At 66.8% G+C, this 20,794-nt stretch carries 19 protein-coding genes; 10 read left to right on the top strand and 9 right to left on the bottom strand.

The annotated features are described in order from the left end of the window. The first annotated feature begins 41 nt into the window (after positions 1-41). Complete coding sequence (locus ACQR0U_RS01855; protein WP_315751808.1) at positions 42-1,412, top strand: MmgE/PrpD family protein; 1,371 nt, start codon at positions 42-44, stop codon at positions 1,410-1,412. A gap of 8 nt (positions 1,413-1,420) precedes the next feature. Here the strand turns inward: ACQR0U_RS01855 and ACQR0U_RS01850 are convergent, their stop codons facing one another. After that, positions 1,421-2,827 (bottom strand): serine hydrolase domain-containing protein, encoded by a 1,407-nt coding sequence (locus ACQR0U_RS01850; RefSeq protein ID WP_434872070.1) that lies wholly within the window; start codon positions 2,825-2,827, stop codon positions 1,421-1,423. A 144-nt stretch (positions 2,828-2,971) separates the two neighbouring features. Beyond that, positions 2,972-4,024, bottom strand: coding sequence for a helix-turn-helix domain-containing protein (locus tag ACQR0U_RS01845; protein ID WP_434872069.1), 1,053 nt, complete (start codon positions 4,022-4,024; stop codon positions 2,972-2,974). A gap of 140 nt (positions 4,025-4,164) precedes the next feature. On the opposite strand from ACQR0U_RS01845, the gene ACQR0U_RS01840 reads away from it, so the two are divergent. The 3 genes from ACQR0U_RS01840 to ACQR0U_RS01830 all read left to right on the top strand — a co-directional run bounded on the left by ACQR0U_RS01840 (position 4,165) and on the right by ACQR0U_RS01830 (position 7,689). After that, positions 4,165-5,082: a pirin family protein gene (locus tag ACQR0U_RS01840; RefSeq protein WP_434842500.1), complete on the top strand. Its 918-nt coding sequence runs from the start codon at positions 4,165-4,167 to the stop codon at positions 5,080-5,082. Between the two features lie 42 nt (positions 5,083-5,124). After that, on the top strand, positions 5,125-6,039 hold the full coding sequence (locus tag ACQR0U_RS01835; protein WP_315715007.1) for a phosphoribosylaminoimidazolesuccinocarboxamide synthase: 915 nt from the start codon (positions 5,125-5,127) through the stop codon (positions 6,037-6,039). 951 nt (positions 6,040-6,990) lie between these two features. Beyond that, a complete protein-coding gene (locus ACQR0U_RS01830) occupies positions 6,991-7,689 on the top strand; it encodes an alpha/beta fold hydrolase (protein WP_315825640.1) in 699 nt (232 codons plus the stop codon). On the opposite strand, the gene ACQR0U_RS01825 is transcribed toward ACQR0U_RS01830, so the two are convergent. From ACQR0U_RS01825 to ACQR0U_RS01810, 4 genes are all read right to left on the bottom strand, one after another. Next, positions 7,686-8,363 (bottom strand): nitroreductase, encoded by a 678-nt coding sequence (locus ACQR0U_RS01825; protein WP_315751798.1) that lies wholly within the window; start codon positions 8,361-8,363, stop codon positions 7,686-7,688. The genes ACQR0U_RS01830 and ACQR0U_RS01825 overlap by 4 nt on opposite strands. A 121-nt stretch (positions 8,364-8,484) precedes the next feature. After that, positions 8,485-9,153 carry an HAD hydrolase-like protein gene (locus tag ACQR0U_RS01820; RefSeq protein WP_315751951.1) on the bottom strand — a complete coding sequence of 223 codons (669 nt, stop codon included), beginning with the start codon at positions 9,151-9,153 and terminating at the stop codon, positions 8,485-8,487. Positions 9,154-9,157: 4 nt separating this feature from the next. Beyond that, positions 9,158-9,787 (bottom strand): glutathione S-transferase family protein, encoded by a 630-nt coding sequence (locus ACQR0U_RS01815; RefSeq protein WP_315751797.1) that lies wholly within the window; start codon positions 9,785-9,787, stop codon positions 9,158-9,160. 58 nt (positions 9,788-9,845) lie between these two features. Further along, positions 9,846-10,529, bottom strand: a complete 684-nt coding sequence (locus ACQR0U_RS01810; protein WP_315751796.1) for a phytanoyl-CoA dioxygenase family protein — start codon at positions 10,527-10,529, stop codon at positions 9,846-9,848. 298 nt (positions 10,530-10,827) lie between these two features. Here ACQR0U_RS01810 and ACQR0U_RS01805 point away from each other — a divergent pair, with 298 nt between their 5' ends. After that, positions 10,828-11,430, top strand: a complete 603-nt coding sequence (locus ACQR0U_RS01805) for a hypothetical protein (RefSeq protein WP_315751795.1) — start codon at positions 10,828-10,830, stop codon at positions 11,428-11,430. Between the two features lie 28 nt (positions 11,431-11,458). Here the strand turns inward: ACQR0U_RS01805 and ACQR0U_RS01800 are convergent, their stop codons facing one another. Then, positions 11,459-12,952, bottom strand: a complete 1,494-nt coding sequence (locus ACQR0U_RS01800) for an NAD-dependent succinate-semialdehyde dehydrogenase (RefSeq protein WP_316202455.1) — start codon at positions 12,950-12,952, stop codon at positions 11,459-11,461. A 152-nt stretch (positions 12,953-13,104) separates the two neighbouring features. Next, a complete protein-coding gene (locus ACQR0U_RS01795; protein ID WP_011942561.1) occupies positions 13,105-13,425 on the bottom strand; it encodes a hypothetical protein in 321 nt (106 codons plus the stop codon). A 341-nt stretch (positions 13,426-13,766) separates the two neighbouring features. Here ACQR0U_RS01795 and ACQR0U_RS01790 point away from each other — a divergent pair, with 341 nt between their 5' ends. Continuing rightward, the gene (locus ACQR0U_RS01790; protein WP_315751793.1) at positions 13,767-14,960 is read left to right on the top strand and encodes a serine hydrolase domain-containing protein; all 1,194 of its coding nucleotides are present in this window, start codon (positions 13,767-13,769) and stop codon (positions 14,958-14,960) included. Positions 14,961-15,170: 210 nt separating this feature from the next. Here the strand turns inward: ACQR0U_RS01790 and ACQR0U_RS01785 are convergent, their stop codons facing one another. Continuing rightward, positions 15,171-16,172, bottom strand: a complete 1,002-nt coding sequence (locus ACQR0U_RS01785) for an adenosine kinase (protein ID WP_315751792.1) — start codon at positions 16,170-16,172, stop codon at positions 15,171-15,173. Positions 16,173-16,242: 70 nt separating this feature from the next. On the opposite strand from ACQR0U_RS01785, the gene murJ reads away from it, so the two are divergent. From murJ to ACQR0U_RS01765, 4 genes are all read left to right on the top strand, one after another. Next, the gene (gene murJ / locus ACQR0U_RS01780) at positions 16,243-17,802 is read left to right on the top strand and encodes a murein biosynthesis integral membrane protein MurJ (RefSeq protein WP_315716943.1); all 1,560 of its coding nucleotides are present in this window, start codon (positions 16,243-16,245) and stop codon (positions 17,800-17,802) included. A 48-nt stretch (positions 17,803-17,850) separates the two neighbouring features. Further along, positions 17,851-18,903: a tryptophan--tRNA ligase gene (gene trpS / locus ACQR0U_RS01775; RefSeq protein WP_315716942.1), complete on the top strand. Its 1,053-nt coding sequence runs from the start codon at positions 17,851-17,853 to the stop codon at positions 18,901-18,903. Between the two features lie 190 nt (positions 18,904-19,093). Next, a complete protein-coding gene (locus ACQR0U_RS01770; protein WP_315716941.1) occupies positions 19,094-19,588 on the top strand; it encodes a universal stress protein in 495 nt (164 codons plus the stop codon). Positions 19,589-19,696: 108 nt separating this feature from the next. Then, positions 19,697-20,266, top strand: coding sequence for a NifU family protein (locus ACQR0U_RS01765; RefSeq protein ID WP_434841473.1), 570 nt, complete (start codon positions 19,697-19,699; stop codon positions 20,264-20,266). The last annotated feature ends 528 nt before the right edge of the window (positions 20,267-20,794 follow it).

Here is a 20,794-nt window from a genome sequence, read left to right as displayed (position 1 = left end):
TCGGCTTGCCTACGGTCATTGCAACGATGCGAGGAAACACGATGGCCCAGGAAACCGCAACGCTCGCCGCCTATGTCGCGGAGCTGAAATATGACGATATCCCGCCCGAGGTGCTCGACCGCGCCAAGGTGCTGACGCTCGACTTCCTCGGCAGCGCCATCCGGGCCCGGCGCGAGGCGGAATCGACGCCGTCGGTGGTGAAGATGCTGGCGGCGCTGAAGCTCGATGCGGCGGGCGAGGCGACCGTATTCGGCGACGGCAGAACCTGGACGCCGGCGGTGGCGGCGCTGCTCAACGGAACGATGGGCCATTCGCTCGATTTCGACGATACCCACGCCGATTCCTCGCTGCACCCGAGCGCGCCGGTGGTGCCGGCCGCCTTCGCCGTCGGCGAGATGGTCGGCGCCTCGGGCCGCGAGGTGCTGACCGCGATCGTCGCCGGTTACGAGGTGTGCTGCCGGCTCGGCAACGCGCTCGATCCGACCTCGCATTATGCCCGCGGCTTCCACCCGACCGCGACCGCAGGCACCTATGGCGCGGCGGCCGCCGCCGGCAAGCTGTTCGGCCTGTCGGAGCAGCAATTGATCTACGCTTTCGGCGTGTCCGGCAGCCAGGCCGCGGGCTCGCTGCAGTTTCTCGTCAACGGCGCCTGGAACAAGCGCTATCAGGTCGGGGCGTCGGCGATGAACGGCGTGATCGCGGCGACGCTCGCCAAGAACGACTTCGTCGGCGCGATCGAATCCGTCGAGGGCAAGCACGGCCTCCTCGTCGGCTACACCGACACGCCGCATCACGACAAGGCGGTCGCAGGGCTCGGCTCCACCTACGAGACAATGAAGATCGGCGTGAAGCCGTATCCGAGCTGCCGCTATACCCATGCTGCGATCGACGCCATCATCGCCCTGCGCCGCGAGCACAATCTGACGCCGGACCAGGTTAAGCGCGTCGAGATCGGCCTGCATCGCAACGGCATCACCCTGACGGGCGATGCCGCCACCAAGCGCCATCCGACCTCGATCGTCGGCGGCCAGTTCTCGATGTTCTTCACCGGCGCGCTTGCGCTCGACCAGGGCCGCTTCGGCTGGGACGACTACACGCGCCTTGGCGACGCCGCGATCAATGCACTGGCCGACAAGTTCGACGTCGTGCAGGACGACAAATTGGAGATCGGCCGCAGCCATCCGTTCGGCGCGCGCGTCACCATCACCACCGCGGATGGCGTGCACGAGCGGCTGCACGACGATCCCTCCGGCGAGCCGACCTCGTTCCCGACTGCGCAGGCGATGAGCGACAAGTTTCTGACGCTGGCGCGGCCAGTGCTGAGCAGCCGGGCACAGAGCTTCGCCGACGCGATCCTGTCGCTGGAGCGATTCGAACGTGTCGAGCAGGCCACCGCTTTGGGAAGAGCGTAACGCATGCGTCATTCTCCCTGCGTCGCCGCGATCACGTCGCTCACGAGCTGCGCCACGCCATCGGCCTCCGGCGGCCAATTCACGGTGCGGCCGAAACGCGTGATGACGAGACGCTCCGACGGGACGACGATGACATATTGGCCGAGCGTGCCCTTGGCGAAGAACGCGTCGCGCGGCCAGCCATGGGAGGTGCGGTAGTTGGCGCCAAAGCTGTCGCCACTGTTGGTCCAGAAGCCAGCGCCGAGGCCGACGAACGCGCCGGGCGTCGGCGCGCTGGCATACGCGACCCAGCCAGCGGGCAGGATGCGGCGGCCAGCCACGACGCCGTCGTCGAGATACAGCTGGCCGAGCCGCGCCCAGTCGCGCGCCGAGGCCAGCATCTGGCTCGATCCCTCCGGTGTGCCAGCGGCATCGAATTCGAGGGTGACGCTGGTCATGCCGAGCGGATCGAACAGCTCGCGATGCGCAAAGCGCAGCACATCCGCAGCGCTGCCGCCGACGGCGTCGCGGATGAGATGAGAGAGGATGACGGTGTTGCCGTCGTGATAATTGCTGACCGCGCCCGGCGTGGTTTCGAGCGGCATGGTTTCGGCGAAGGCGGCGCGGTCCGTTTCGACGAATTTCATGCGGTTGACCGGCTCGAGCGCCGAGAACAGCGAGGCCTGCAGCGAGCTGCCGAGCGCGAGGCCTGCGGTGTGGCGCAAGAGGTGATCGACGGTGATGGCGTGGCGCGGATCTTTGTCGTCCCGCCACGCCGCGATGGGCGCGGGCGTATGCAGCGCGAGCTTGCCCTGGCGGACCAGAATGCCGATCAAGGTCGCGGTCATCGACTTGGTCGCAGAGAAGCCGAGCAGCGGCGTGTCGAGCGTGAAACCCTGGGCGTAGCGCTCGGCGATCACCTTGCCGTCCTTCATCACCAGGACAGCATGGGTATGCCGGAACGGCGGCGAGTCCGGCTCGGCAAAGGCGCGATCCAGCGCTGCCGCGAGGGCCGGAGTGACCGGCGCGACGACGCGTGGCGGAGCGATGTCGGGCAGCAAGGCGGGGGTTGGCGCAGCGGGCCGGATGGCCGGCCAATCCGCCGCTTCGCCATGGTCCATGTGGCAGCCGAGCCCGTCGCGATACACGGCCCGGCTCTGCCCGATCCCGAGCAGCGTCACGGTGACGTCCTTGGCGGCGCGATCGACGCGGACGTCCATCGCCCAGCTCAGCAGGCCGGCGCCGGGCATCGCGGCCCGGGTCTCGGAGAGCGTGCGGTCCGGGTCGAGACCGGAGACGAAGGTCTCCGAGCACAGGAGGCTGGCGATGAAGCCGGTTGCCACCTTCGGCACATCGCGGGCGCGGGCCCCGCCGACCGCCAGGGCGGTCAGCGCGGTGGTGGCAACGAGAGCAAGCAGCAGGCGGCGTCTGGTCATGAGGAGCTCCTCCGTCAGTTGGATCTGCCGGACCAGACTGCGGCTGCGGCCCGGACGCTCGCCGATTTCGGAAATCATCCCAGCCGAGAATCGCCGGGATCTCGCCGATTCTGGAATTCCTCTGCAGTTTCAAGGCTGAACAGATCACGCCGCCGACAGCCTCATGCGCCGGTATTCGGTCGGCGTCACCCCGGTCACCGCCTTGAAGGCGCGGTTGAAGGGCCCAAGCGACTGGAACCCAGCGTCCATCGCGATGGTGATCACGGGCACCTCGGCCTGGGCAGGATCGGCGAGCGCGGCCTTGGCCTCCTCGATGCGGTGGGCGTTGAGGAAGGTGTTGAAGTTGCGGTAGCCGAGCTCGCCATTGATCAGCCGCCGCAGCCGGTATTCAGGAATGGAGAGCTTCGTCGCCAGCATGCCGATCGTGACGTTCTCCCGACGATAGACCCGCTCGTCCGCCATCAGCCGCATCAGCGAATCGACCAGCCTGCGGTCGGCGGCTTTCGGAGCCACCGCTTCGAGTGCCGCGGCCGGGGGCGCCTCCGGCGCGAGCACATCGCCGGCACCGACCTTGAGCAGCATCAGCGCAACGGCGCCGACCACGGCCAAGAACATCGCCGCGTTGACCACATTGGCGAGCTCGGACGGGCCGCTGCCGGCGGACGCCATCTGCAGCAGCGCATTGACGCCACCGTAGGACAGCGCCGCGATCACGACGAAGGCGCGGATGCGCCGCCGTCCCTCGACGAGATCCGCCGCCCAGGAACGGATGGTCTGCGCCAAGGTCAGGCCGAGGAAGCCGAGAGCCAGCACATTATTGGCGACGATCACGAGCCGTCCATGTCCGGCAGGCCCCAGCACGAGACAGCTCAGCAGGCTGAAGCCGAACACCGCGAGCCAGATCAGGCCGTGCAGCCAACGCAACGCAAAGCCATCGTCGAACAGCGCGCGGCAGAACAGCCAGAGCACGACGATATCGGCGGTCGCCACCGCAATCAGCGGCGTGGAAGCGAGCGATGGCGCAGCCGTGCCGCCGATGTTGAAAGTCGCGGCATGCGCGGCCGAGCCCAGCGCCAGCGCGATCGCGAGCCGGCCGCGCCATTGCCTGCCGAGATCGCGTCCCAGTGCGACGGCGAGCACGGCCAGCAGCGCGATGGCGGCGGCGCGAAGCGCGAGATCGAGGCTTTCGAGCGTCATCGTCATGGGTCCGTTGTCAGCACCGGAACTCTAGGCCGGAGCTTCGCTTCGTTCAAATCGCGCAAGCGCCGCGACCTCGTGCCCTGCCCTCGCCCTCGTGAAGCTGCTAAGCTCGCGCGACCACATTGCAGGAGCGCCCCATGAGCTGGCAGCCATCGATCGATCCCGAGTTCGGCGATCCCACATCCTGCGACGCGCTGGAGCACGTCATCGTGCCGCGCACCCGCGATCTCGGCGACGGCTTTGCCGTGCGCCGCGCGCTGCCGCATGGCCGTCGGCAGATGGTCGGCCCGTTCATCTTCTTCGATCATTTCGGCCCGGTGCAGTTCATGTCCGGCAAGGGCATGGACGTGCGGCCGCATCCGCATATCGGGCTTGCCACCGTCACCTATCTGTTCGACGGCGCCATCATGCATCGCGACAGCGAGGGCAACGTGCGGGAGATCCAGCCCGGCGCGATGAACCTGATGACGGCGGGCCGCGGCATCGCGCATTCCGAGCGCACACCCGACCTGCAGCGGCAGAACGGGCAGAGGATGCTGGGCCTGCAGAGCTGGATCGCGCTGCCGGTCGAATCGGAAGAGATCGCGCCGAGCTTCCAGCACTACGCGGCGGACGCGCTGCCGACGGTCAGCGACACCGGCTTCTCCGCGCGCGTCATTGCCGGCAAGGCGTTCGGCGCGGCCTCGCCGGTGACGATGGTCTCGCCCTGGTTCTATGTCGAGGTCACGGCGCAGGCCGGCACGGTGGTGCCGCTCGATCCCGATCACGAGGAGCGCGCCATCTACATCGTCGATGGCGAGGTCGAGATCGCGCGCGAGCGCCACGAGGGCCCGCGGCTCCTGATCTTCCGCCCGGGCGACGCCATCAGCGTGCGCACGGTGAAGCCGACCCGGATGATGTTCCTTGGCGGCGACGCCCTGGAAGGGCCGCGGCACGTGTGGTGGAATTTCGTCTCCTCCAGCAAGGAGCGCATCGAGCAGGCCAAGCAGGACTGGAAAACCGGCCGCTTCGCCGCCGTTCCGCAGGAGCACGAGTTCATTCCGCTGCCGGAATAGGCTATTGCGGTCGCAACGCTCCCGTTTCGAAGGCTCTGCACGATGACCACGCTTCTCGCCAGCAATCTGCCGCTCCCGAAGATCGGCCGCGGCAAGGTCCGCGACATCTATGCCGTCGGCGACGACCGCGTGCTGCTGCTGACCACCGACCGGATCTCGGCCTTCGACGTCGTGATGAACGAAACCATCCCGATGAAGGGCGCGGTGCTGACGCAGATCTCGGCCTACTGGTTCAACGCGCTCGAAGGCGTGGTGCATCACCACATGATCTCGGCCGACACCGACACGATCATCGCGGAGGTGCCAGCGCTGGCGCCGCATCGCGACGAGATTCTCGGGCGCGCGATGCTGTGCAAGCGCACCACCGTGTTCCCGATCGAATGCGTGATCCGCGGCTATCTCTCCGGCTCGGCCTGGAAGGAATATGCGGCCCATGGCACGCTGGCCGGCGAGCAGCTTCCCGCCGGCCTCGTCGAGAGCCAGAAGCTCGACCCCGCGATCTTCAGCCCCGCGACCAAGGCCGAGACCGGCCATGACGAGAACATCACCATTGCGCGAATGCGCGAGGTGGTCGGCGACGACACCGCGTATACGCTGGAGAGCATGACGCGCGCGGTCTACACGCTGGGTGAAAAGCTGGCGCGCGAGCAGGGCATCATCATCGCCGACACCAAGTTCGAGTTCGGCCGCGACAAGGACGGTCACATCATCCTGATCGACGAGGTGATGACGCCCGACTCGTCGCGCTTCTGGGCCGTCGATGCCTATCAGCCGGGCCAGCCGCAGCCGAGCTTCGATAAGCAGCCGCTGCGCGACTATCTCGATGCCGAGCGCCGTGCCGGCCGCTGGAACGGCGACGCCCCCCCGCCGCCCTTGCCGCAGAGCGTGGTGGATGCGACCAGCCAGCGCTATCTGGAGGCGTTCCGGCGGGTGACGGGCAGCGAGCTGAAGATCTGAGCACTGCACGTCTCTCGCCGCGATGACGGAGCCGAAGGCAGTATTTTCTTCGGAGTGGGAGTCGAACTGGTACCGTATCGGCGGTGCGCTCCCCCGCCCCGCTTGCGGGGAGAGGGCTGGGGTGAGGGGGGCTCTCCATGCACACCAGACTCGCGGAGAGCCCCCGTCACCCGGATTGCATCTTCGATGCAATCCGACCTCTCCCCGCAAGCGGGACGAGGTGAGAACTGATCGTTCTGCGAGGCGCGTGCTCACATCAGCCAAGGCATCGTTGATCATCGGAGAGTTGCTAACGAGACGCGCTGCGTCGATCTCGCGGCCATGCTTGCCCGAGCTATGCTGATCGATCTCGCCCTCTGAAAATGCGAGGGCGCAGGGAAGGCCGGGAGCTGGCCGCCCCCATGGCCCGCGTGCGAAAGAAAATGCACGCGGCGGTCACCACAGGTTCAGCCGAGACATCCCGGCCCTCCCTGCGCGATGGGTTTAACGGCTGCTCCGTACTCTCCCCGGGGACCGGCTTGTTTGCCCCCGTCGCCCGCCACGACGCACGAACGTCATCGCGAGATTGGCGCCAGCATCGGGGCGCCAGGACCACACGGCTTGACCGTCCGCGCGCTGCCGTTCGTCAGCGCAAGAGCGCCTGACAGGCACGCGGCCACCGCTCCCCGCCTCTACGTATCGTGACGACGCGTACGCCCCTCTGCATGAGGACGGGATGCGCGGATAAGAACATGATTTCGGAAATAACGCAAGTCAAAAATTGATTGGTGATAGAGTAGCCCGACGGCCGGGGCCGTAAGGAGGGCAAAGGCGCAGCTATGCTGTCTCCGAACGTGATCGCGGTGGCGCCGTGCCCACCAAGTCGCTGATCGAGGGTGGGCACGCTGCCGCCCCACCGTACCGGCCGACCCATCCCGCGATGGTCACGATTAGGATGTGCTACAACATCATATGACGCCGACTACGACCATCGCCATCATCCTGCTGCCAGGAATGGACGGAACCGGAGAGCTCCTGAAGCCGCTTGCCGAGCGCCTGTCCGCGAACCGGCCGACGCAGATCATCGCCTACCCTCTCGATCGACCGCTCGATTACGACCAGCTCGCGACCTTCGTCAGTGAGCGGTTGCCGAGAGATCCCTTCGTCATTCTCGGCGAGTCGTTCTCCGGACCGATCGCCATCGAGATTGCAGCGACTGACGCGCGAGTCGCAGGGCTCATCCTTGCATCGAGCTTCGCGCGCCATCCGTTACCGGCCTGGCTTTCGCACGTCGCGTCGCTGCTCGATCTGAGATGGCTTCCATCAAACCTCTTCGCCGCGATGATCATGGGACGGATGGCGACACCGGAGCTCAGGCTGCAGCTGAAGGACGTCTTGAGATCGCTTCCTGCGGCAGTTCTTCAAGCACGCGCCAAGGACGCCCTTCGCGTCGACAAATGCGACCGGTTGGCCCTGACCAATTGTCCGGCGTTGTGCCTGCACGGCCGCGCGGATCGGCTCGTGGGCCGGCGACAGACCGCCGAGATCCTCACGGCACGCCCCGACTGCAAGCTGTGCGAGCTGGATGCACCGCACATGCTGCTGGCAACCCATGCCGAGGCCGCGGCGGCGGTGATCGACGATTTCTGCCGGCGCTTGGAGCGCAACTAGTCCTCGAACCCCACGAACACCGTCGCTTCCTTCACCGGCTTCCGCTCCGACACCACGGCATTGGCGGGGAAATCGTGATCCGGCCAGCCCAGCGCGATGCTCTTCATGATGACCTGGTCGTCGGCGATGCCGGCGTGCTCGCGGACCACGGGCGATTGCATGATGCCCTGGCTGTTGATGACGGCGCCGAGGCCGCGCGACCAGGCGGCGTTGACCAGCGCATTGGTGACGGCGCCGCAGTCGAACGGCGTGTCGTCGCTGCCGTCGAGCGCACGATCATAGGTCACGATGATGCAGACCGGTGCGTCGAACTGGCGGAAGCCGCGCAGCACCCAGTCCTGTCGCTTGTCCTTGTCGTCGCGCGCGATGCCCATGGCGGAGAACAACTGCTTGGCGACCTGCACCTGGCGCTCGCGATGCGCGCCCGCGAAGGGCTGGCCGATACGGAATTCACGCGACTGCGGGACGCCGGCGACCATCCGCTCGGTGTTGCCGGCGCGGATGCGGTTCAGCGGCTCGCCGGTGATGACGTAGAAATTCCAGGGCTGGCTGTTCATCGACGACGGCGCGCGCATCGCAAGCCCGATGATCTCCTCGATCAGCGCCCGCGGCACCGGATCGGGCTTGTAGCCGCGGATGCTGCGGCGGCCGAGGATGACGTCGTCGAACTGCATGTGTGTGATAGTCCCGTGATGACAACTGACCTGCCGCGAATATTCGCGGCTTTCCGGTTCCGGTGCAAGGTTGACGCGCGGACCGATCGGGGTGTCGCGAACACAGGAGGTTGTGATCGAGCTAGACCTTCAGCATCGACAGCACGGCGCGCGCGAGATCGGCCGGACATTCCACGAGGCGGTCGGCGCCGGCCATCTCGAGCTCGTCGCGGCTGCCATAGCCCCAGAGCACGCCGAGGCTGCGCATCCTGACGGCATGGGCGCCGGCAATGTCGTGGCGGCGGTCACCGACCATGATCGCGTCGGAGGGTGCGATATTCCGCTCGGTGAGAATATGCGCGAGCAGCTCCGGCTTGTGGTCCAGCAGGCCTGACGGCACCGAGCCGTGGATGGCGTCGAACAGCGACGCGAGATCGAGATGCTCGAGGATGCGGCGCGCAAACACCTCCCGTTTGGATGTCGCGAGATAGAGCCGCACCCCCGCGCCATGCATCTCGTGCAGCGCGTCCCGGATGCCAGCATAGAGCGCGCTGCCGAACAGTCCGCTCTCGCCGTAATGCTGGCGATAGGCGGTCACCGCTTCGTCGACCCGATCGTCGTCATAGGCCTGCAGCAGCGCCCGCAACATGTCCTGCAGCGGCGGCCCGATGACACGGCGGATATCGAGCGTCTCGTCCGGTGCATGCCCGAGCGCGCGCAACGCCGCTAGGGCGCTCGCGGCGATGCCGGGCTGGGAGTCGATGAGAGTGCCGTCGAGGTCGAGCAGGACGGAGTGACGACCGAGGCTCATCATATCAAGCCTTCGCACTGGGACGGCTCGAAACTACACCATACCACCGCGCGAGATGGTGGAGGTGATCCGGCGGATCGAGCTTGGCGCGGACCGCGAAATCCACCGTCACCATGGCGCTGATGTCGGCAATGGTGAAGTCGGGTCCGCAGACGAAGGCGTGATCGGCCAGCCGCGCATCGAGCCACGCGAAGTAGTGCGTGGCGCGGAGACGCCCGCGCTCCGCCAGCGCCGGAATCTGCTCGAGCGGCAACGGGCCGGGCAGAGCGCGGCTCTCCAACCCTGGCGCACTGTTCCGGAACGCTTCCTGGATGGCGTAGATGCCATCCCATTCGATCCGCCGCACCCAGCATTCGATCAGCGCGCGTTCCTCCGCACTCCGCCCCATCAGGGCCGGCTCAGGATGCAGCTCCTCGAGGTAGCGGCAGATCGCGATGATGTCGGTGATCGCAGCACCGCTGTCGAGCTGCAGGACCGGCACCGTGCATTGCGGGTTCAGCGCGCGAAATTCCGGCCGGAACTGCTCGCCGGCGCGCAGGTCGAGCTGAACGGTGGGAATCGTGAGGCCCTTCTCGCTGAGGAAGATGCGCACGCGGCGCGGGCTTGGCGCCGTCGCGGAATCGTACAGCCTCATGAGCGTCCTCTCTGCGGGATTTGGGCTGGAAGCTTGGCAGCTTCGGCGGATGGCGCAGCTACTCCGCGCCGAAGATTTCGTCCTGGTCCATGCGCACCGCGCGCAAGGCGCGGGTCCGTCGCCACGCGTCCAGCTGCACCGAGGTGGCGTAGGTGATCAGCAGCGAGCGACGGCGGGCGCCGCTGCGGTTGCGGGTCGCGCCGTGCAGCAGGTTGACGTCGAACAGCAGGATGTCGCCGGCTTCGCCTGTCGTGACGAACGGGGCGGCCTGCGCATCATCCGTGTCGCGGCGATGCGTGCCCGGCGCCACCTGCGTCGCGCCGTTGTCGGGGCCGAACGGATCGAGGAAGGCGAGCGCCGAGACGGCGTCGGTACGGAACCGGTCGACGCCGTCGCGATGCAACGGCTGCTGGCCGCCATCGGCGAGCGGCTCGCGGCCCTCGACTTGGCCGAGGAAGAACGGCGCCTTGAGAATGTGAGACACGGCCGCGAGCATCACCGGCAGCCGGCAGGCGCGCTGCACCCTGGCATCGAGATCGACCATCGCGTGGCGCCAGTCGCGGCCGCGCGGCACCGGCCATTGCTCGGATGGCAGCGTGCCCGCCTCGAACGCATCGCGCAGCGGCGGGAGCCAGTCCGCCGGAATCGCGCCGCGCAGCAGCAGATAACCGTCCGCATCGAGGCGGCGCGCATCCGCGTCCGGAAGCTGGCCGACACCGACGCGCGTGAAGGCTGCGGTCATGGTGAGCTCGCACATTGAAAGGTCGTGGTTCGCCGCGTCATGGTCGACGATCCGGCGCGTCTGGGCAAGCGGCTCGCTTACGCCCGTGCAGCCCGGTGGGGCTTCGCGCCGTCGCATTCATCCGAGGGCTATTCGTCGCCACAGGAAGACGCTGAGACGATGAGCCGCAGCGCGGAACGGGCGGCTCGTAGCCGCAGTTCACCGTTCGTTAACCCCCTCGACCTACGTCTCGTTAGCAACACTCTGCAACGATCCGACACACGGGGTAAACGAGCAGTCGAGCTCCTTGGAAGCACACATGGTCGCCATCCAAAGCACCAACCAGATCTCGCCCGCCAACGAGCGGGTCTATCGCCAGAGCAACCTGCTGGGCGAGTGGAAGGGCAGTTGGACGGCCAACGGCCAGGCCGTGAGCTTCAAGGTCGTCAACATCAGAGGCGCCGCCGCCACGGTGGAATACACCCATAACGGCCGCACCGAACGCGGCATCGGCCAGGTCAACGGCTCGACCATCGACTTCGGCGCGGTCACGCTCGGCACCAAGAACGGCAAGAACGCGGTGCTGCTGTTTTCGGCCGGCGGCGGCAAGGCCACCGCGATGCTGGAGAAGCAGGCGCCTCCCGCCGACGAGAGCAATCTGGTCGGCAGCTGGGCCGGCTATAACGGCGAAAACGGCCAGAGCGCGAGCTTTCGCGTGCTGTCCGTCAGCGGCAAGGAGGCCCAGGTCAGCGTCACGACCAACGGCGTCACGCGCCAGGGCACGGGGATCGTCTACAACAACGTCATCATGTTCGGTCAGTCGCAGATCTCGACGACCGACGGCAAGAGCGGCAAGGTCATCTTCCAGGTCGGCAACAAGTCCTATCTTGTGCCAGTGGACAAGCTGCCCAAGACTGCTTGAGCTCGGCCTGAGCCCAGGCGTCCAGAGCTCAGACGCCCGCCATCATCACGTATTTGATCTCGAGGTATTCCTCGATGCCGTGATGCGAGCCCTCGCGGCCCAAGCCGCTCTCCTTGACGCCGCCGAACGGCGCGACCTCGGTGGTGATCAGACCGGTGTTGACGCCGACCATGCCTGATTCCAGCGCCTCCGCGACGCGCCAGACCCGGCCGAGATCGCGGGCATAGAAGTAGGACGCGAGACCGAACGGCGAGGCGTTGCACATCGCAATGACGTCGGCCTCGTCCTTGAAACGGATGACGGGGGCGAGCGGGCCGAACGTCTCCTCCTGCGCGACCAGCGCGTCGGCCTTGACGTCCCGAAGGACGGTCGGCTCGAAGAAGGTGCGGCCGAGCGCATGGCGCTTGCCGCCGGTCACGACCTTCGCCCCGCCCTTGACCGCGTCGGCGATGTGGCGTTCGACCTTCTCAACCGCCTCTTCGTTGATCAGCGGCCCCTGGGTCACGCCGGCCTCGGTGCCCTCGCCGATCTTCATCGCCGCGACCTTGGCGGCGAGCTTCGCGACGAAGGCGTCGTAGATGCCGTCCTGCGCATAGAGGCGATTGGCGCAGACGCAGGTCTGGCCCATGTTGCGATATTTCGAGACCATGGCGCCTTCGACAGCCGCATCGACATCGGCATCGTCGAACACCACGAACGGCGCGTTGCCGCCGAGCTCGAGCCCGAGCTTCTTCACCGTGCCGGCCGACTGGCGATAGAGAATCTTGCCGACCTCGGTCGAGCCGGTGAAGCCTATGAAGCGCACCGACGGATGCTCGCACAGCACCTTGCCGATGTCAGGCGCGTCGCCGGTGACGATGTTGAGCGCGCCCGCCGGAATCCCGGCGCGTTCGGCCAGCACGGCGAGCGCCAGCGCCGACAGCGGCGTCTCGTTGGCCGGCTTCAGCACCACGGTGCAGCCGGCGGCGAGCGCAGGCGACACCTTGCGGGTGATCATCGAGTTCGGGAAATTCCATGGCGTGATGGCGCCGCAGACGCCGATCGGCTGCTTCAGCGCCAACAGGCGCGCATCCGGCTTCTGGGTCGGGATGGTCTCGCCATAGACGCGACGCGCCTCCTCGGCGAAGAACTCGATATAGGCGGCGCCGATATCGACCTCACCGAGCGCCTCCGTCAGCGGCTTGCCCTGCTCGGAGGTGAGGATCAGCGCGAGGTCCTCGCGGTTGGCCGTGATCAGCTCGAACCATTTGCGCAAGGTATTGGAGCGCTGCTTGGCGGTCAGCCGGGCCCAGGACGGGAACGCGCGCGCGGCGGCCTCGACGGCTTGCGTGGTCTCCGCCGCACCGAGTTGCGCGACCTTGGCGAGCTCGGCGCCGGTGGCCGGATTGTTGACCGGGAGCACCGGCGTACCGACCCACGCACCATCGATGTAGCACTGCTCGCGCAGCAGCGACGGATCCTTCAGGCGGTCACGCAGGCTCGGGGCGGCAGTGGAGGCACGGGCGGCGGCGGGCGGTGTCATCGGGCTACTCCTCGAAAGCGAGCGATCGTCTCCGAATATAGCCACGCCCCGGCGGCGGCGCACGGCGCGTGCGCCTCCTCAACGGTACATTCGATCCGGCGATCCGTGCCTGTACGGCACCAAATGCTGAATGCTGACGAGCCGACCCGGGATCAGGCCGCGCCGCTCATATAGGTCTCGCGCCGGCCGATCATGCGCTCCGCCGCCGCCTTGGCGTCGGCCTTGGTCGAGGTCGCGCAGGTGCGGTATTCCAGGTCCGGCAAGGCGGCGGGATCACGGCGGCCGAACCATGATTTCTGCCCCACGGGCAGCAGCGCCAGGGCCTGCGCCACATTGTCGACCGCGCCGAACGCATACAGCGCTCCGGTCGCCGCAATGCGCACTTCGTAGATGCCGGGCGTGATCGGCGCCTCGATATTGTCGCCGCGCCCCGGGCGGGGATACCGCTTCCACTCGCTCCACGTTGAAATCATATCGCCCCCAACGGCGGACATTGCCGCCAAAGCCATGCCATCGGCTCGAAAAAGCCGGTTCTTCAACCCTTTAATGCAAAAATGGTTGCAACTCACAACAGTCGCAAGCCCGTGGTGGGAACATGGCCCCCATGTGTCGGACTCGCGACTGAGTGGAACTAATCATGATTCTGGCGAGAAATTGAAGCGCTGTGGCCTCCGCGGCGCTGTTGTCCCCGCCTGCTTCGTTCGCGCCGCATCATCACGAGATCGCGACCGGCCGTGAGACCGGCGGTCCTTGCTGCCCAGGCCGGCCCGAGAAACAATCGCCTACCGTCATCAAGAACGGAACGGAGGAGACCATGCAGAACAAGACCGACATCGACGGCGTGCTGCGGCAGAAGGCGGAGGCGGGAGAGATTCCCGGCGTCGTCGCCTTTGCCGCTGACAGCAACGGCATCATCTATGAAGGCGCCTTCGGCAAGCGCGACCTCGGCCGCGACGACCCGATGACCACCGACAGCGTGTTCTGGATCGCCTCGATGACCAAGGCCATCACCTGCGCGGCCGGGATGCAGCTGGTCGAGCAGGGCCGGTTGTCGCTGGATGCGCCGATCGGCACGGTGCTGCCGGACCTCGCCGCGCCCAAGGTGCTCGACGGTTTCGACGCCAATGGCGAGCCGATCCTGCGGCCGGCGAAGACCGCGATCACGCTGCGCCATCTGATGACCCACACCGCCGGCTTCTGCTACGACATGTGGAACGGCGATATGGCCACCTATGTGCAGAAGGCCGGAACGCCCGGCATCATCACCTGCAAGAACGACGCTCTCAAATTGCCGCTCGCCTCCGATCCGGGCACGCGCTGGGAATACGGCATCAACATCGATTTCGTCGGCAAGGCGGTCGAGGCCGCCAGCGGCCAGAAGCTCGACGCGTACTTGCGCGACCATCTGTTCGCGCCGCTCGGCATGGACGATACCGGCTTCAAGCTCGGTCCGTCGCAGCGCGCACGTCTGGTCGGCATGCATGCCCGCGGCGAGGACGGCAGCCTGGCGCCGATCCCGTTCGAGCTCGAGCAGGAGCCGGAATTCCACATGGGCGGCGGCGGGCTCTACGGCACGGCCGGCGACTACATCCGCTTCACCCGGATGATCCTCAACAATGGCCGCGGCAACGGCAACCAGGTGCTCAAGCCCGAGACGGTCGCGGCGATGCGCGACAACCATATCGGCGAGCTCGAGATGACGAAGATGGCCGCGGCGGTGCCCGGCGTGACCAACGACGTCGATCTCTATCCCGACATTGTCAAGAAATGGGGCTTGAGCTTCATGATCACGACGGCGCAGACCCCGGAGGGCCGCAGTGCCGGCAGCCTCGCCTGGGCCGGCCTCGCCAACACCTACTACTGGATTGATCCTGCGCGCGACGTCACCGGCGTGATCCTGATGCAGCTCCTGCCGTTCGCCGACCGGCTGTGCCTGGAGACCTTTGCCGGCTTCGAACGCGGGGTCTATGCCGGGCTCGATGCCGCGGGCGGACAGAAGGCGGCGTGATCAGATTGATAGCTCGGTCCCGCTCCGAGCGGACTCGTTGTTAGTTCGACGTCATGTCCGGGCTCGGCCAGGGCATCCTCGTCTTTCACGACGACAACTCAAGAAGCGTGCATGGCCGGGTCAATCCCGGCCATGACGGTGCAGAGATATCACGGTGCAGAGAGTGGTGTCGGAAGCGCAAGAGAACGACTGCGTGACCACAGCTTCGACCTACACCTTCAGTCCGTTCTGAGCCGCCAATTCCTTCAGCGACACCTGCGGCCTTGCACCAATGTGCTGGATCACCTCGGCGGCGGCGAGGCCGCCGAGGCGGCCGGCCATCTCATAGCCGGTCTTGCGCACCAGCCCGAACAGGAAGCCGGCGGCGAACAGATCGCCCGCGCCGGTAGTATCGACCAGGCTCTCGATCGGATGCGCCGGCACCGAGATCACGCCGTCATTCGACACCACGACGCAGCCTTGTTCGCTGCGGGTGACGATGCCGAGCGTGGCGTCCTCACGCAGCTGCTTCAGCGCGCCGTCGAAATCCGAGGTCTGGTACAGCGAATGCAGCTCGGCCTCGTTGGCGAAGACGAGATCGACGGTGCCGCCGCGCATCAGGTCGAGAAACTCCTCGCGATAGCGATCGACGCAGAACGAATCCGACAAGGTCAGCGCGACCTCGCGTCCGGCGTCATGCGCGATCGCCGCCGCCTTCACGAACGCATCCTTGGCGTCCTTCGGGTCCCACAGATAACCTTCGAGATAGATGATGCGCGCCGCCGCAATCTGCGCGGGATCGATGTCCGCGGCGGTGAGATTTTGCGCGGCGCCGAGATAGGTGTTCATGGTGCGCTCGCCGTCCGGCGTCACCAGGATGTAACAGCAGCCGGTCGCCGGGCCGTCGGCAGCGGGCACGGTATCGAAGGTGACGCCGGCGGCGCGGATATCATGCCGGTACATCCGGCCGATCTGGTCGTCCTTGACCTTGCCCACGTAAGCGGCACGCGCGCCCAGGCTGGCGAGGCCAGCGATGGTGTTGGCCCCCGAACCGCCGGACATCTCGGTGGCCGGACCCATATCGGCATAGATCGCGGCCGCGCGGGCCTCGTCGATCAGCGCCATGCTGCCCTTGGTCATGCCGTGCCGGGTGAGAAAGGCTTCATCGGCATGCACCAGCACGTCGAAGATCGCGTTGCCGATCCCGAGAACATCGTATTTCGCGTCAGTCATCCACTGGCCCCGTTTACGGCGTTTTGCAAACGCTGCGGCCTATCACAAGCGGCGCTGCTATAGAAGCCTGATGATCCGCTCATTCGTGACTGTGTTGTCAGGAACACTGGCCTCGCGCCTGCTCGGCTTCGTCCGGGATGCGCTGATGGCCGCGCTGCTCGGCGCCGGTCCGGTCGCGGACGCATTTCTCGCGGCGTTTCAGCTCGTCAACGTCGTCAGGCGATTGCTGACGGAGGGCGCGCTCAATGCAGCCCTGGTGCCGGCCTGGCTGCGAATATACCAGCAGTCTGGTAGGACACATGCGGCAGCTTTTGCCGGCCGCGTGCTCGGCACCGTCAGCGCCGGCCTGCTCGCCGCCACCTTGGTGCTGGCGCTGCTGATGCCGTTCGTGATGACCGTGCTCGCGCCGGGCTTCGCCGGTGAAGAGACGCTCACCCTGGCCGTCAACGATGCCAGGCTGATGCTGCCCTATCTCGCCTTTGCCGGCCCCTCGACGGTGCTGCTCGCACTGTCCAGCGCGCAACGACGCTTTGCGCTCGCGGCCTTCGCCCCGCTGCTGTTCAACGTGGCATTGATCAGCGTGACCATCGTGCTGCTGATGCAACATCCGGACCCTGGAAGCGCCGCGCTGCTGCTCGCCGCCACGATCGGTGTCGCCGGGCTGCTGCAGCTCGCGATGCTCGCGCGGCGAGGCCGCGACGGCCCCCTCGCCTCGCCGGTGCGCGTCACCTTCCATGGCGAAATGCGCGGCTTCTTCGCCAAGGCGCTGCCCGGCATGGTCGCCAGCGCCGGCCCGCAATTGCTCGCGGTCGGCGGCGCGGTCATCGCCTCCACCTCGCCTTCCGCGGTGTCGTGGCTGTATTTCGCCAACCGCCTGATCGAGCTGCCGCTCGGGCTCGTCGGCGTTGCCATGGGCACGGTGCTGGTGCCGGAGCTGACGCGCGCGCTGCACGAGGGCAACGAGGAGGCTCTGGCGGAGGTGCAATCGCGCGGCCTCGAGCTGACGATCGGGCTCGCGCTGCCTGCGACGCTCGGACTCATGATCCTGAACGAGCCGATCATTCGTTTGCTGTTCGAACATGGCGCATTCAGTTCGGACGATGCCGCCGCGACGGCGCAGGTGCTGACCTGGCTCGCGGCAGCGTTGCCGGCGCAGGTGCTGACCAAGGCGCTGCAGCCCGCCTTCTTCGCGCGCGAGGACACGCGGACGCCGCTGCGCGCGACGTTGATCGGATGCGGTGTCGCGATCGCGCTGGCGTTCCTGCTCGCACAATTGTTTGCGGCAAGTGGCATCGCGGCAGGGCTCGCGCTCGGTGCCTGGGCCAATGCGGCGGTCCTGATCCGGCGTGGCGCCACGCGCTTCGGTTTCGCGCTTCCCCCTGCCTCGCGGCGCCGGCTGCCGCGCATCACGTTGGCTGCGATGGTCATGGGCGCGGTCCTCTGGACCGTCGCCGGACGCTTCGCCGGCACGTGGAGCAGCAGCCATCTCGGCGCGGCCGCCCTGCTCGCCGCCCTGATCAGCGGCGCCATCATCCTCTACGGCGTGCTTCTGTTGTCCCTGGGCGCCGTAAGCTGGCGCGAAACCGTCCGGGCGATCCGGCAAAAGCCCGCCGGCGACTTGCACCTTTGAGGCGCACGTGCCAAACGACCCCAAATCCATTCATCCGGAACAGTGACCATGGCCTTCGTGGAACGGGTTTTCTCGGGCGTCCAGCCGACCGGCAACCTGCATCTCGGCAACTATCTCGGCGCGATCGTCAACTTCGTGAAGATGCAGCAGACCCACAACTGCATCTATTGCGTCGTCGACATGCACGCGATCACCATGCCGATCGATGTCTGGGGCGGCCCCGCCGAACTCGCGCGCAACACCCGCGAGGTCACCGCCGCCTTCATCGCCGCCGGCATCGATCCGAAGAAGCACATCGTTTTCAACCAGAGCCAGGTCTCAGGGCACGCGGAGCTCGCCTGGATCTTCAACTGCGTTGCGCGCATCGGCTGGCTGAACCGCATGACGCAGTTCAAGGAGAAGGCCGGCAAGGACCGTGAGAACGCATCGGTCGGTCTGTACGACTATCCGGTGCTGATGGCCGCCGACATCCTGCTGTACCGCGCCACCCATGTTCCGGTCGGCGAGGACCAGAAGCAGCATCTCGAGCTCTCCCGCGACATCGCGCAGAAGTTCAACAATGACTACGGCGACTCGATCCGCAGCCACGGCTTCGGCGACGGCCTGTTCTTCCCGCTTCCGGAACCCTTCATCACCGGTCCCGCGACGCGCGTGATGTCGCTGCGCGACGGTACCAAGAAGATGTCGAAGTCCGATGCCTCGGACTATTCGCGCATCAACCTGACCGACGATGCCGATACGATCGCGCAGAAGGTCCGCAAGGCCAAGACCGATCCGGAGCCGCTGCCGACCGAGGAAAAGGGGCTGGACGCGCGTCCCGAGGCCGACAACCTCGTCGGCATCTACGCGGCGCTGTCGGACCGCAGCAAGGCCGATGTGCTCAGGGATTTCGGCGGCGGCCAGTTCTCCAGCTTCAAGAACGCGCTGGTCGAGCTGTGCGTCACCAAGCTCGGGCCGATCGCCGCGGAGATGAAGCGCCTGACCGCCGATCCCGGCTACGTCGAGTCCGTGCTGGTCGACGGCGCCGACCGCGCCCAGGCCATCGCCGCGGAGACCATGAAGACGGCCAAGGACATCGTCGGCTTCATCCGCAAGCCCTAAGCAGCACGGCGCGCGCTCCGGAGTCGGCCTTGCGGCCGTAGCCAGGATGAGCGAAGCGACATCCTCGCTACTAGAAGCCGCACCACCGCTGTCGTTGCGGGCGCGATGGAACCCGCAGCCCTCTCCCCAACGGAGATGGGCTGTGGCAGCATCGCGGCCGGATCGACTCGCAGCAGCAGGCGGGAACGCGATGGCGGCGCAGCGGCAGAGCTACCAGACCGGCCATGCGCCGAAATGCCTGGTCGTGGTCGACGACAGCGAGGAGTGGGACCGCGCGGTCCGCTATGCCGGCCGCTGGGCGGTCCGTTCCGGCGGCCGTATCGTCATGCTGCACGTCATCGAAACGGAGGACCAGAACCAGCAATGGCTGGGGGTCGCCGATCTGATGCGGGCCGAGGCGCAGGAGCAGGCGCATGCCGAGCTCGACCAGGCCGCGGCGCTGCTGTCGGCGATCGGCGTGACCGCGCCGGAACGGGTGATCCGCGAGGGTGAGCCGACGGCGCAGATCCTGGAGACGATCGAGCACGACAGCGACATCGCGCTGCTGGTGCTCGCCGCCCATTCCGGCCCCGAGGGCCCCGGCCCGCTGGTCACCCATGTCACCAAGACGAGCGGTGCCTTCCCGATCCCGCTGGTGATCGTGCCGGGCGATCTCGGTGACGCCGATCTCGACGCTCTTTCATAGGCTTAGATCGGAAACGCCGGCCATGCCCCCTTGATCGTGCGCGCGTTCGCGCCATCTGCTATGAGGACACCACAGGCCGGCCTTGAACCGGCGCTGCCGGAGAAAACCATGTTCATCCAGACCGAAGCCACCCCCAATCCCGCCACCTTGAAGTTCATCCCGGGCCGCGTCGTGTTGCCCGCGGGCACGATGGAGTTCGGCAGCCGCGACGCCGCCGCACGCTCCCCGCTGGCCGAGCGCCTGTTCGCCGTCGACGGCGTCAGCGGCGTGTTCTACGGCGCCGATTTCATCACCGTCACCAAGAGCGGCGGTGAGTGGCAGCACCTCAAGCCGGCGATCCTCGGCGCGATCATGGAGCACTACATGTCGGGCGCGCCGCTGCTCGCCGACGGCAGCGCCGCCAATGACGAATCCGCCGACGAGGACGACGAGTTCTACGACGAGGCCGACACCGAGACGGTCGGCATGATCAAGGACCTGATCGAGAGCCGCGTCCGCCCGGCCGTAGCCAATGACGGCGGCGACATCACCTTCCGCGGCTTCAAGGACGGCATCGTCTATCTCAACATGAAGGGCGCCTGCTCGGGCTGCCCGTCGTCGACCGCGACCCTGCAGCACGGCATCCAGAACCTGCTGAAGCACTTCGTGCCCGAGGTGGTTGAAGTCCGGCCGATGTAGGAAGGCAATGGCGAATGGGGTTGGCGAACAGATCTGCGCGCTAATCAGCATTTGCCTCTGCTCACGCTGCGCTGCCGAGGGTGGCGGCCACGGCCGCCCCCACCGCATGCTCGACGGTATCTCGCTCGTCACCGCGCTCGGCGTGCCGACCGGCTTCGCCGGCGCCGCCCAGACTTGCGCCAATCGGTACTTTCGCCGGACCTGTTCGTCGCCCCCCACTGCGCTCGAACTTGACCGAGCGGAATTGGGCGTTTGAGGCTGGTCCGGATGAGGCGGCGACCCCCATGCCATCGGTGCCGAACCCGAGCACCGGCTTGCGAGCGATTGATCGCCTCGACCCGGCCCCATCGCGCCGGCATCGCCTTTGCCACCGGGATGGCGCGGCGGCCTGAACGTCGAACCGGACGATCAATCCAACAGCCCGGAAAGATTTGCTTGAATGAGCGCCAATTCAGTAGTTTGCGGTCGTGCGCCGTGATGCGTTTTTCCCGATCAGGATGTAAGAAAGCGGCAACCGACTTTATCAAA

The sequence above is a fragment of the Bradyrhizobium sp. HKCCYLRH3097 genome (assembly GCF_051167875.1).
Taxonomy (GTDB): Bacteria; Pseudomonadota; Alphaproteobacteria; order Rhizobiales; family Xanthobacteraceae; genus Bradyrhizobium.
The sequence above is the reverse complement of the archived record's forward strand: the minus strand, read 5'-3'. Positions and strand labels throughout refer to the sequence as shown.